The sequence below is a fragment of the Clostridium prolinivorans genome (genome assembly GCF_004011155.1).
In the GTDB taxonomy this organism is placed as follows: Bacteria; Bacillota; Clostridia; order Clostridiales; family Clostridiaceae; genus Clostridium_AT; species Clostridium_AT prolinivorans.
This window is the reverse complement of record NZ_RJWG01000003.1, coordinates 37040-49587: the sequence shown is the minus strand read 5'-3', so window position 1 is coordinate 49587 and position 12548 is coordinate 37040. Positions and strand designations below refer to the sequence as shown.

At 28.5% G+C, this 12548-nt stretch carries 10 protein-coding genes; 4 read left to right on the top strand and 6 right to left on the bottom strand.

Features of this window, described 5'->3' with window-relative positions; genetic code table 11:
- Positions 1-169: 169 nt before the first annotated feature.
- The gene (gene ptsP, locus EGD97_RS04445; protein ID WP_127836562.1) at positions 170-1786 is read right to left on the bottom strand and encodes a phosphoenolpyruvate--protein phosphotransferase; all 1617 of its coding nucleotides are present in this window, start codon (positions 1784-1786) and stop codon (positions 170-172) included.
- A gap of 271 nt (positions 1787-2057) precedes the next feature.
- On the opposite strand from ptsP, the gene EGD97_RS04440 reads away from it, so the two are divergent.
- Positions 2058-3731 (top strand): sigma 54-interacting transcriptional regulator, encoded by a 1674-nt coding sequence (locus EGD97_RS04440; RefSeq protein ID WP_127836561.1) that lies wholly within the window; start codon positions 2058-2060, stop codon positions 3729-3731.
- A gap of 234 nt (positions 3732-3965) precedes the next feature.
- On the opposite strand, the gene EGD97_RS04435 is transcribed toward EGD97_RS04440, so the two are convergent.
- Positions 3966-5090: an aldo/keto reductase gene (locus EGD97_RS04435; protein ID WP_127836560.1), complete on the bottom strand. Its 1125-nt coding sequence runs from the start codon at positions 5088-5090 to the stop codon at positions 3966-3968.
- A gap of 397 nt (positions 5091-5487) precedes the next feature.
- On the opposite strand from EGD97_RS04435, the gene glgP reads away from it, so the two are divergent.
- Positions 5488-7098 carry an alpha-glucan family phosphorylase gene (glgP, locus tag EGD97_RS04425; RefSeq protein WP_127836559.1) on the top strand — a complete coding sequence of 537 codons (1611 nt, stop codon included), beginning with the start codon at positions 5488-5490 and terminating at the stop codon, positions 7096-7098.
- Positions 7099-7329: 231 nt separating this feature from the next.
- Here the strand turns inward: glgP and EGD97_RS04420 are convergent, their stop codons facing one another.
- The 3 genes from EGD97_RS04420 to EGD97_RS04410 form a co-directional block, all read right to left on the bottom strand.
- A complete protein-coding gene (locus tag EGD97_RS04420; RefSeq protein ID WP_078682256.1) occupies positions 7330-8322 on the bottom strand; it encodes a sugar kinase in 993 nt (330 codons plus the stop codon).
- Positions 8323-8351: 29 nt separating this feature from the next.
- Entirely contained in the window at positions 8352-8996 is a 645-nt protein-coding gene (locus EGD97_RS04415; protein WP_078682255.1) for a bifunctional 4-hydroxy-2-oxoglutarate aldolase/2-dehydro-3-deoxy-phosphogluconate aldolase, read from the bottom strand.
- A 126-nt stretch (positions 8997-9122) separates the two neighbouring features.
- Entirely contained in the window at positions 9123-9908 is a 786-nt protein-coding gene (locus EGD97_RS04410; RefSeq protein ID WP_164850157.1) for an IclR family transcriptional regulator, read from the bottom strand.
- A gap of 305 nt (positions 9909-10213) precedes the next feature.
- Between EGD97_RS04410 and EGD97_RS04405 the strand changes: the two genes are divergently transcribed.
- Positions 10214-10483, top strand: a complete 270-nt coding sequence (locus EGD97_RS04405) for an ACT domain-containing protein (protein WP_078682239.1) — start codon at positions 10214-10216, stop codon at positions 10481-10483.
- Positions 10484-10507: 24 nt separating this feature from the next.
- Positions 10508-11866, top strand: a complete 1359-nt coding sequence (locus tag EGD97_RS04400) for a PFL family protein (protein WP_078682238.1) — start codon at positions 10508-10510, stop codon at positions 11864-11866.
- 116 nt (positions 11867-11982) lie between these two features.
- Here the strand turns inward: EGD97_RS04400 and EGD97_RS04395 are convergent, their stop codons facing one another.
- Positions 11983-12540, bottom strand: a complete 558-nt coding sequence (locus EGD97_RS04395) for a Fe-S-containing hydro-lyase (RefSeq protein WP_127836558.1) — start codon at positions 12538-12540, stop codon at positions 11983-11985.
- Positions 12541-12548 lie beyond the last annotated feature (8 nt).

Below are 12548 nucleotides of genomic sequence, written 5' to 3'. Positions count from 1 at the left end.
GTATTTTTATTAAAAATTTACTGAAATATTTATTACTAATATCTATATAATAAAATTTATCTCTAAATAAAAACAGGCACAAATCCTATCTCTTTTGGTTAAACTTTAGTGAGTTAAACCAAAACACTTGATTTGTGCCTGCTTTATTATTTTATGATAGTGCAGTTTATTACATATTCATAATAATCTGTTTAGCTTTAAGTATAGATGAAGCACTCATAGAAAATTCATCTAAACCATATTCAACTAAAGTAGGTATTGCTCTTTCATCTCCTGCCATTTCTCCGCACATACCACACCATTTTCCTGCTTTATGAGCTGCATCTATAGTCATTTTTATAAGTTTTAAAACTGCTGGATGCATTGGATCATATATATAAGAAACTTTTTCATTCATTCTATCTGCTGCTAAAGTATATTGAATTAAATCATTTGTTCCTATGCTAAAGAAATCAACATATTTTGCAAATTCATCCGCAATAACAGCAGTAGCAGGTATTTCTACCATTATTCCTATTTCTATATTATCATTGAAAGCTTTTCCTTCTTTTCTTAATTCTTCTTTACATTCTTCTAAAAGTTTTTTAGCTTCAAGAAATTCATTAACTGAAGAAATCATAGGAAACATTATTTTGATATTTCCAAAAGCTGAAGCTCTTAAAAGTGCTCTAAGCTGAACCTTAAATATATCCTTTCTATCAAGACATAATCTTATAGCTCTATATCCAAGGAAAGGATTCATTTCTTCTGGCATTTCAAGATAAGGAAGTTTTTTATCTCCACCTATATCAAGAGTTCTTATAACTAATGGTTTACCTTCTAATTTTTCTGCTACATATTTATAAGATTCAAATTGCTCTTCCTCTGTAGGCATGCTATCTCTATCCATATATAAAAATTCAGTTCTAAATAAACCTACACCTTCTCCACCATTTTCTAATACTTTATGTATATCTTCGCTTTTACCTATATTCCCAACTACTTCAATTCTTTTGCCTGATTTTGTTTTTGTTTTTACTTCTACTAATTTTTTTAGTTCTTGTTTTTCTTTTTCAAATTGTTCCATTTTAACTTTATATTCTTCAATTTGAGCACTAGATGGATTTACTATAACTATTCCTTCTATTCCATCTACTATAACAGTATCACCATTTTTTACACAGTTAGTTATATCTCCTAATCCAACTATAGCAGGTATTTCTAAAGTTCTAGCCATTATAGCACTATGAGATGTTCTTCCTCCTATATCTGTTAAAAAAGCCACTACCTTACTTTTATCAAGTGAAGCAGTATCAGAAGGAGTTAAATCATGAGCAACTATAACTGCATTATTAAAAGAAATATTCATTCCTTCTGCACCTTTTCCTAAAAGATTATTGGTAATTCTATCACCAACATCTTTTATATCTGCTGCTCTTTCTTTCATGTATTCATCTTCCATAGCCGCAAAAATGTCCATATACATATCTACTACATCTTTTAAAGCTTTTTCAGCATTAATCTTATTTGTATCTATTTTAGATTCAATACTTCCTATAAATTCAGGATCATCTAAAAGCATTATATGACTGCTAAATACAGCTGCTTTATCTGTTCCCATTTCTTTTTCTGCTTTTTCCCTTATTTTCTCCAATTGCTCTCTAGAGGCATTTACAGCATCTTGAAGTCTATTTTTTTCTTCTTGTACATTTTGTATACTTTTTTCTACTATTACCTCTTCATTTTTTTCTTTTAAAACGACCTTCCCAATTGCGTATCCTCTTGAAGCTGCAATTCCTTTTTTCATGTCTTTTACCTCCATACTAAAATATATCATATAAATATTAATAGCAAAATTCGTGCCAATTCTACACTTATTTATTATCAATATTTTTTAAAATGTTATTGATATTTTTTATCATCATTCTTATAGTTTATTATTTGTAAACTATATTTTTTTATTATAAAATTATTATAAATTAATGTGGACATGCTGTTTTGTTTAATGTATTATATAGTTGATACTTTTTATCATATTTATAATTGTTATTGATATTTTTTATTAAGAGGAGGGTTTTATGTATAAAAATAGTGTTGTAGTAAATTCACGTTATGGAATACATACTAGAATTGCAGCTATGATAGTTAATAAAGCTGCTGAACTTAAAGGAAAATATAATATAAATTTATATATAAGAACTATGGAAAGTAAAGAGCCTATAGCATTAAGCATGCTTGCTCTTTTGTCTTTAAAAATTAAACAAAATGAAATAATTGAAATTTCATGTAAAGAAGATAATTTAAATGGAAGAAAAGCTGTGCTTGAGCTTTCAAATTTTATAAATACTCAAATTGAAAACGAAACTTCTTCTAATATGTCAAATATAGATAAATTAATTGAAGAAAGTACTATAGCAAATGAACAGATAATTCAAAGTCTTCCTCTTGGAATAATTATTATTGATATAAATAGTAACATAACTTCTGCTAATTCTTATATTTTAAATATTTTAAAAAAGAATCCTAAAGAAGTTTTAGGAAGAAATATAAAAGATATAATTCCTTCTTCCAAGCTTTCTGATACTATAAAAAATAAAGAAAAAAGTATAGGAGAAACTATAGAAATTAAAGATACAATAGTTATATCTAACCGTTCTCCAATTTTTTTAAATGATAAAGTAATTGGTGCTATTGGCGTTTTTCAAGATATTTCAGATCTTGCAAGAAAACTTGAAAATTATAAAGAAGAATTAAATTATTATAAAGAAGAATTAAAAAAACATACTAAATTAAATAGTTCTTTCTATAATATAATAGGTTCTAGCAGCAATTTAAGAGAAGCTCTTATTATTGCAGAAAAGGCATCTCTTTCTACATCAACAGTTTTAATAAGGGGAGAAAGCGGAACTGGTAAAGAACTTATTGCTAAAGCTATACATAATCATAGCAATAGAGCAGATAAACCTTTTGTAAAAGTTAATTGTGCATCTATTCCTGAAAATCTTCTTGAAAGTGAACTCTTCGGTCATGAAAAGGGAGCTTTTACTGGTGCTATTAAAAACAAGCCTGGTAAATTTAAAATTGCAGATGGCGGTACCATATTTTTAGATGAAATAGGGGATATGCCAAAATCTATGCAAGTTAAACTTTTAAGAGTACTTCAAGAAAAAGAATTTGAAAGTGTAGGCGGAGTTGAAACACATAAAGTAGATGTAAGAGTTATTGCTGCAACAAATAGAAATCTTGAAGAAATGATAGAAAAAGGTGAATTTAGAGAAGATTTATATTATAGGTTAAATGTATTATCAATAACTCTTCCTCCTCTTAGAGATAGAAAGTCAGATATAAATTCGCTTACAGAGTATTTTATAAAAAATTTAAGCAAAAATTTAAATAAAAAAATAACAGGAATTTCTTCAGAATGTTTAGATAAATTTTATAAATATCATTGGCCAGGTAATATCCGTGAACTTCAAAATATAATTGAACGTGCTATAAATATGTGTGATGGTTCTATTATAACTTGTAAAGATCTTCCTTTTTATATAAACAACTCATCATCAAACAGTGAATCTTTAATAAATTTAGTTAATGAAGAACTTCTTCCACTTGAAGAATACGAAAAGGAAATTATAACTATAGCTATGAAAAAATACAAAAGCTATAATAAGGCTGGAAAAGCTTTAGGCATTACCCATAGAACTGTGGCATTGAAATGTAAAAAATATGGCATTGAAATAGAAAAAGATTAACAGAGGTTTAATTTTCTGTTAATCTTTTTTAATTTTAAAAAATAATATTATTATCTCATAAAAGTCTTTTTATTAAATATTTACCACTATATAAATATATATATATTTGTAATGTAAATTTAGAAACACTATAAATTGTATAGTGGAAATTAATTTACAGCCTATTGTAAATTAATTATAGTATTAAATAACTTATAAACAAATCCTAGAAATTATTCTATCAATAAAGTAAAATCATTTTTCAAAATATTTAGCAACTCGTTTAAGATCATCAATAATATGTAAATGTTGAGGACATACTCCTTCACATTGTCCACATTCTATACAATCACTTGCTTTACCAAATGTTTTTGTTAGGTTTGCATAATATTCACCTTGTGGTGTCCAACCTTTTTCTTTAATTTCTTGTAAATCTGCATTATACAAAGAAAAATATTTAGGAATTGCTATATTCATAGGACATCCATCTATACAATATGAACATCCAGTACAAGGTATTGCAATCGTTGAATTAATAATATCAACAGCTTTATGAATAAGTTCATACTCTTTATCATTTAGAGGTTTAAAATCTTTCATATAATTAGTATTATCTAATAATTGCTCCATATTAGACATACCACTTAATACCATCATCACATTATCCAAACTTGCAGCAAAACGAATTGCCCACGAAGGAATAGACATATAAGGAGCATAATCTTTAAACATCTTTTCAACTTCAATAGGTACATTTGCTAAAGTTCCACCTTTTACAGGTTCCATAACAATAACTGGTTTATTATGCTTTGTAGCCACTTCATAACATTTACGTGATTGGACACCAGCACTATCCCAATCTAAATAATTAATTTGCAGCTGAACAACTTCAAACTCTGGATGTTCAGTTAAAACTTTGTCTAATAATTCAGGACCATCATGGAAAGAAAAACCAATAGTTTTAACCAAACCTTGTTTTTTCTTTTCAAGTATCCAATTGAAACAATCTAACCTATTATAAACTTCAATACTATGAGTATTAATATCATGTAATAAATAATAATCAAAGTACTCAACACCTGTTTTCTTTAATTGCTCATTAAATATACGATCTCTATCTTCCTTTGTCTTTATAAATCCAGAATGAAGCTTTGTCGTTAATGTAAAACTATCACGGGGATGACGAGCTACTAATGTTTCTTTTGCAGCATTTTCACTATTAAAACCACAATACATCCAAGCCGTATCAAAATAAGTAAATCCTCTCTCTAAAAAAATATCTACCATTTGTTTTGTCTGTTCAATATCAATCTTTGATGGATCATTTTCATTCAATGAAGGTAATCTCATTAATCCAAAACCTAATTTTTTACTACTCATATTTTCTCCTCCATTACTATTATTAGTTTATTATATTATTAAAGTTAGTTTTAAAACAAACTTTTTAAACTATTAAGTTGTTACAAAAATGGTTATATATATTTTATCTTAAAGTGTTTAATATATCTAATGCCTATTCTTTATTATTATCTATAACTTTAAAGCATTTATAATTATTTCAATGAATTTTGCTGCTGCTTTAGAAAATACCTGTTGTTTTTTCCATACTATAACTGTTCCTGTTTCAAGCTTCTGCCATGATTATAAAATTCTTTGGAAAATTTTAAAAATATTTGCGCAAACGGTTGTATATTTTCTTATTTATTATTATAATTTAATTATAATAATATAATAATAATGCTTTATATAAGTATTATTAAATACAGGGAGGGTTAAAATGAATAATAATTTACCTAAAGTTGCCTATTTTTGTATGGAATATGGGCTTGATTCTGATTTTAAAATGTATGCAGGGGGGCTTGGAATACTTGCTGGAGATTATTTAAAAGGAGCAAAAGATTTAAATCTACCTTTAGTTGGCATCGGTATAAAATGGAAGCAAGGTTATGGAGATCAAGTTATTGATAAAGATGGGAAACCTTATGATGCTTATAAAAATTATGTATACGATTTTTTAGAAGATACTGGAGTTAAAGTTACAGTTAAAATAAGAAATATAGATGTAGTATGTAAAGTATGGAAAACTGAAAAATTTGGAAATAACCCTCTGTATCTTTTAGATACAGATATCCCAGAGAACAGCGAAACTTGGATTACTGGACAATTATATGGATGGTTTGGCGAAGAAAGAATTGCTCAAGAAATGGTGCTTGGAATAGGTGGAGTAAGGGCTCTTAGAGCATTAGAAATTCCTGTAGATGTTTATCATTTCAACGAAGGTCATGCAGATTTTGCAGCTCTTGAACTTATAAGAGAAAAAATGTGTTCTGGATTAACATTTGAAGAAGCTTGGAAATCTACAAGAGAAGAAGTTGTATTTACAACTCATACTCCAATAATTCAAGGAAATGAATCTCACCCAATTGAAAAATTAGAATATATGGGTGCTTTTAATGGTTTAACAAAAGATCAAATGATAAGAATTGGTGGAGATCCTTTTAATATGACAATAGCAGGGCTTAGGCTTTCAAGAAAATCAAATGCAGTTTCTGATCTTCATGCACAAACTGCAAACAAAATGTGGAAAGAAGTAGCTGGACGTTCTGAAATAATAGGAATTACAAATGCTATTCATATTCCAACTTGGGTTGATGATAGAATAACTAAAGCTTATGAAGAAAATGGAGATATTTGGTCTGCTCATATGGAAATCAAAAAAGAACTTATTTCTTTTGTTAAAGAAAGAACAGGCATAACTCTTAATTTGGATAATCTTTTAATAGGTTTTTCAAGAAGAGCTGCTCCATATAAAAGAAGTGATCTTATATTTAGTAGACCTGAAGTCATTGAACCTTATTTAAATGAAGGAAAAATTCAAATAGTATTTTCAGGTAAAGCACATCCTCTTGATGACACTGGAAAAGCAATAGTTGCTAATTTGGTTTCTATGATGAAAAAATATCCAAAAGCTGTAGTATTCCTTGAAAACTATGATATGAATATAGGTAGAATGCTTACTCGTGGAAGTGATATATGGCTTAATAATCCAATTAGACCATTGGAAGCTTCAGGTACTTCTGGAATGAAAGCTGCAATGAACGGTGTTCTTAATTGTTCAATTTTAGATGGCTGGTGGCCAGAAGCTTGTATAGATGGTATTAACGGCTGGCAGTTTGGAGATGGAGTTTCCGAAGGAGAAGTAGACGATATCAACGCTCATGATATAGACGCTCTTTATGATACACTGCTTAATAGAGTTGTTCCTACTTATTATGAAAATAGACCTAAATGGATAGAAATGATGAAAGAAAGTATTAAAACAACTAAGGAAAATTTTGGTACAAAGAGAATGCTTGAAGATTATTATAATAAATTATATATAAAATAATTAATAAAAATAAAAGATAAAAAAGAAGTTTATAGTTTGGTATAAAATTCTTTATATTTCTTTCTAACCTTAAAAATATTTATGTTATTTTTTACAAATATCAGCTAATTCTAAAAAAGAAGCGTAATTAGATTTGATTTTATATAAAACTAATTACGCTTCTTTTTTATTTATATACATTTAAAACAAATTTTTCATTAATAATTATTATGCACTTTTATTATTTTATTTTTATCTATCTATGTGTTTACTTTGTCCTATAAACTGCATAAGCTGCTCAAATGTTGGAAAACCTTCCATATCTCCTTTTACTAAAGTTGCCATTGCACCTACTCCATTTGCATATTCTGCTGCTTGTTTAATATTTAAGTTTCTAAGCAAACCTGATAAAAATCCAGCAGCAAATCCATCTCCAGCTCCAACAGTATCTTCAATATTGTCTACATTATATCCCTTAACAAAATGTCTTTCTTTTTTATTAGCAACATAACAGCCATCTTTACCAAGTTTAAGTGCTATGGTATCACAACCTAATTCTATAAATTTATCTATAATTTTATCTTTATCTTTAGTTGAGAGAAGTAATTCCCCCTCTTCAATTCCAGGAAAAACTATATCAGACATTTCAGCTATTTTAAGAAGTACTGGTTTTGCTTCTTCTATACTCCAAAGCTTAAGTCTTATATTAGGGTCAAAAGATACTATAACTTGATTTTCCTTTGCTATTTCTATAGCTTTAAATACTGCTTCTTTACAGCTTTTAGAAAGTGCAGGAGTTATACCAGTTATATGAAATATTTTACATGATTTTATATATTCATAATCTATATCCTCTATAGAAAATTTACTTGCAGCTGAATCATTTCTATAATAATATACAGTTGGGTTTGCATTAATAAATCTTTCTTTAAAAAGTATACCTGTATTTCTTTTTTTATCTATTTTTACTTTAGATATATCAATACCTTCTCCTCTTATAATAAGCTGAATATATCTTCCAAACTCATCATCTCCAAGCTTTGAAAACCATCCTGCTTTATGCCCTAGTCTGCTTAATGCTATGGCTGTATTTGATTCAGCCCCTCCTATAGATTTAGTAAAGTTATTAACATATCTTAAAGGACCTTTAGTATCTGGAGAGAAGATAACCATACTTTCTCCAAAAGTTATCATATCAAATTCTCTTTTATCAGTTTTTATAACACTATTTACTAAAGCATTCATAAATTCCATAACCTCATCTTTAATAAAATTTATTTTAATCTGGCTTTTTTAACTTCTTCAACAAATTTAGATGCTGTTTCTGTTATCAATTGATAATCTCCAGTTTTTGCTCCCTTTGTTAAATCACTTCCTGTTCCCACAGCAACAGCACCAGATTTTATCCAGTCTTTAACGTTATCTAAATTTACTCCTCCTGTTGGCATAAAATTACCTTGAGGTAGAGGCCCTTTAAATGCACTTATTATAGATGGTCCAAAAGCACTTCCTGGAAAAACTTTAATTATTTCCGCTCCTAATTCAAGAGCTTGAATAGCTTCTTTAACAGTCATTGCTCCTGGCATAATTGGAATTCTATATCTATTACAAAGCCTTATTGTTTCTTCATTTATACTTGGGCTTACTATATATTTTGCACCTGATAATATACATAATCTAGCTGTTTCTGGATCTAAAACTGTTCCTGCTCCAATTATTACATCTTCATTTTTATAGATTTCTGAAAGTTCTTTTATAATATCAACTGCTCCTGGAACTGTCATAGTTATTTCTAACGCTTTAATTCCGCCTTTTTTAACTGCATCAATTATTTTTATTCCTTCATCTTTAGACTCTGCTCTTATTACAGCAACTACTCCGCTTTCAATTATTTTTTCAATTGTCCTAATTCTTTCCACAAAAATTCCCCCAATCATCAACTCTTTTGACATAGTTTCATAATATGAAACTATGTTTCATATTTATATTGCTATTATTATAATACTACTATGTAAAAAAAATTACTAGCTATTTTAATAAAATAACTAGTAATTTTTTAAATATCCAAGCTGTTTTGAAATTTCTTTTGCAGTATTAAGTAGTTCTTTTTTTATATAGGGTAATTTTTCTTCTGTAATATAAAAAACTGGACCAGATACACTTATAGAGGCAGTTATATCTCCTTTTCTATCATATATTGGTGCAGCTATACATCTTATTCCTTCCTCACATTCCATTTCATCTACAGCATATCCATTTTTTCTAACATCTATTATTTCTTTTATAAAATCATCTATATTTGTAATAGTATTATTTGTATGCTTTTTCATCTCTTTATTTTTTAATATATTAATAATTTCTTCGTTATTAAACTTTGAAATCAATATTTTTCCCATAGCAGTACAATATAAAGGTACTCTCTTACCAATTTGAGAATTCATTCTAACACTTCCGTGTCTTAATCCTTCAACCTTATCTATATATACTGCTTCATCTCCATCTAATATTGAAAGATGAATAACTTCGTTAACTTTTTCAGACAATTTTTCTATATAAGCTCTTGCAATATTTCTTACATCCATTCTATCTAAAACAGCACTTGCAAGAAATAGTACTTTAGTTCCTAATAAATATTTATCTGAATCTATTTCTTTTTCTATATAGCCTTTATTCATTAATGTTTTAAGAAGTCTATGAACAGTGCTTTTATGAAGATTAACTGCATTAGCTATTTCAGTGATTCTGCAAGATTTTTTTTCTTCTGCTAAATACTCAAGTATAGATAAAACTCTTTCTACAGATTGAACAGAATTTTCTTCTTTAAGTGGCAATTCCATCTCTCCTTCTTGTTTCATATTATAAAACTTAGTTTTATAATATTTATTTTATATATAAACTAGCAATAAAGCAATTAGTTTTTATTTTACTATTTCACGCAAGATATTGCTAGTTGAAAATATTAACTAATACTCCAATGGAGAGATTTGGAAATCCAGAAGAGCTCTGTGGTGCACTTTTAATCACTACAAAAAATAAACTTTTAAAACATTTACATTTTCTTATTCCTATTGAATATAATTAAATTTAGCTGTATAATTTAAAGAACATATATTTTATGAGTGGGGGCAAAGCTTTTATGAGATCTGTTATTACTGTAATTGGAAAAGATAAAGTAGGAATTATTGCTGGTGTAAGTGATATTTTAGCAAAAGAAAATGTAAATATCCTTGATATATCACAAACAATTATGCAAGGTTTTTTTACAATGGTTATGTTAGTAGATTTAGAACAATCAAAACTTCCACTTGTTGAATTATCTGATAAGCTTCTTGAAAAGGGAGCTGAAATGGGAGTTGAAATTAAATTACAACATGAAGATATTTTTAATTCTATGCACAGAATATAATTAAAATATTGTAGGGGAGCTATTATGTTAAGAGATTACGAAATATTAGAAACTATAAATATGATAAAAAATGAAAATCTCGATATTAGAACTATAACAATGGGAATATCACTTAGAGATTGTTCTGGTTTTAATGGAGCAGAAGTTAGAAGAAAAATTTATGATAAAATAACTAAATATGCTGAAAATCTTGTTAAGGTCGGAGAAGATATTGAAAAAGAATATGGAATCCCAATAATAAATAAAAGAATATCTGTTACACCTATTTCTCTAGTTGCAGAAAGCTGCGATGATGAAAATTATGTAGAATTTGCTAAAACATTAGATAAAGCAGCAGATGCAGTAGGAGTTAATTTTATTGGTGGTTTTTCAGCTCTTGTTCATAAAGGCTATACTTTAGGAGATTCAAAACTCATTAAATCTATTCCTGAAGCTTTAATGGTAACAAATAAAGTATGCTCATCTGTAAATATAGGTAGTACAAAAGCTGGTATTAATATGGATGCAGTTAAAGAAATGGGAGAAATAGTCAAAAAAACTGCAGAAATTACCGCCGATAAAGATGGTCTTGGTTGTGCAAAACTTGTTGTATTTTGTAATGCAGTAGAAGATAATCCCTTTATGGCAGGAGCATTTCATGGAGTTGGTGAGCCTGAATGTGTTATAAACGTAGGTGTTTCAGGCCCTGGTGTAGTTAAATCTGCATTAGAAAAAGTAAAGGGAGCAGATTTTGGAGTTGTATCAGAAACAATAAAAAAGACTGCTTTTAAAATAACTCGTATGGGGCAGCTTGTAGCTCAAGAAGCTTCAAAAAGATTAAATGTTCCTTTTGGTATTGTAGATTTATCTTTAGCTCCTACTCCTTCTATAGGAGATAGTGTAGCTCATATATTAGAAGAAATGGGACTTGAAAAATGTGGTACCCACGGAACCACTGCAGCTCTTGCACTTCTTAATGATGCAGTAAAAAAGGGTGGAATAATGGCTTCTTCATATGTAGGAGGTTTAAGTGGTGCATTTATTCCTGTAAGCGAAGATGCTGGTATGATATCTGCAGCTGAATGTGGAGCACTTACTATTGATAAGCTTGAAGCAATGACTTGTGTATGTTCAGTTGGTCTAGATATGATTGCAGTTCCAGGTTATACAACTGCCGAAACTATATCAGCTATAATTGCCGATGAAGCTGCAATAGGTATGATAAATAATAAAACTACCGCAGTAAGAATAATACCTGTACCAGGTAAAGATGTAGGTGATAAAGTAGAATTTGGTGGACTTCTTGGATTTGCACCTATAATGCCTATTCATAATTACAAAAGTACTGAATTTATAAATCGTGGTGGGAGACTTCCCGCTCCTATTCAAAGTTTAAGAAATTAATAATAAGTGCCGTATTTGCAATAATTATAAATACGGCACTTATTTTAATATATTATTTTTTATATTTTGTTTATTTAAACACACTTAATAATTCTGCTGCAAAACACATAATATCATTATTTTAAACTATATAAATATTGATTTGGCCCTATTTCATATAAATTATTTCCTTCACAATCTATAACTACTATTGCTGGAAAATCTACTACTTCTAATTTTCTTATAGCTTCTGCACCTAAATCTTCATAAGCTACAATTTCTGATTTTACAACTGACTTTCCTATAAGAGCCGCTGCTCCTCCTATGGCTGCAAAATAAACACCTGTATTATTTTTTATACTTTCTATAACTTCTGCATTTCTTAATCCTTTTCCTATCATTCCTCTTAATCCTTTTTCTATAAGTCTTGGTGAATAAGAATCCATTCTATAACTTGTAGTTGGTCCTACTGAACCTATTACTTGACCAGGTTTTTCTGGTGTAGGTCCAGCATAATATACTATAGAATCTTCTATATCTATAGGAAGCTTTTCTCCTTTATCTAAAAGTTCAATAAGCCTTTTATGAGCTGCATCTCTTGCTGTATATATAGTGCCTGTAATAAGTACGCTATCTCCTGCTTTAAGTTCTTTTATTTTTTCTTTTGTAAGTGGAGTTGTTATCTTTTTTTCCATAGCCATGT

Bases quoted from the DNA above. Each gene is read 5' to 3' on its own strand.
- EGD97_RS04400 (WP_078682238.1), top strand. From the start codon at position 10,508: ATGTTAAGAGATTACGAAATATTAGAAACTATAAATATGATAAAAAAT.
- glgP (WP_127836559.1), top strand. From the start codon at position 5,488: ATGAATAATAATTTACCTAAAGTTGCCTATTTTTGTATGGAATATGGG.
- EGD97_RS04395 (WP_127836558.1), bottom strand. From the start codon at position 12,540: ATGGAAAAAAAGATAACAACTCCACTTACAAAAGAAAAAATAAAAGAA.
- EGD97_RS04440 (WP_127836561.1), top strand. From the start codon at position 2,058: ATGTATAAAAATAGTGTTGTAGTAAATTCACGTTATGGAATACATACT.
- ptsP (WP_127836562.1), bottom strand. From the start codon at position 1,786: ATGAAAAAAGGAATTGCAGCTTCAAGAGGATACGCAATTGGGAAGGTC.
- EGD97_RS04435 (WP_127836560.1), bottom strand. From the start codon at position 5,090: ATGAGTAGTAAAAAATTAGGTTTTGGATTAATGAGATTACCTTCATTG.
- EGD97_RS04405 (WP_078682239.1), top strand. From the start codon at position 10,214: ATGAGATCTGTTATTACTGTAATTGGAAAAGATAAAGTAGGAATTATT.
- EGD97_RS04420 (WP_078682256.1), bottom strand. From the start codon at position 8,322: ATGAATGCTTTAGTAAATAGTGTTATAAAAACTGATAAAAGAGAATTT.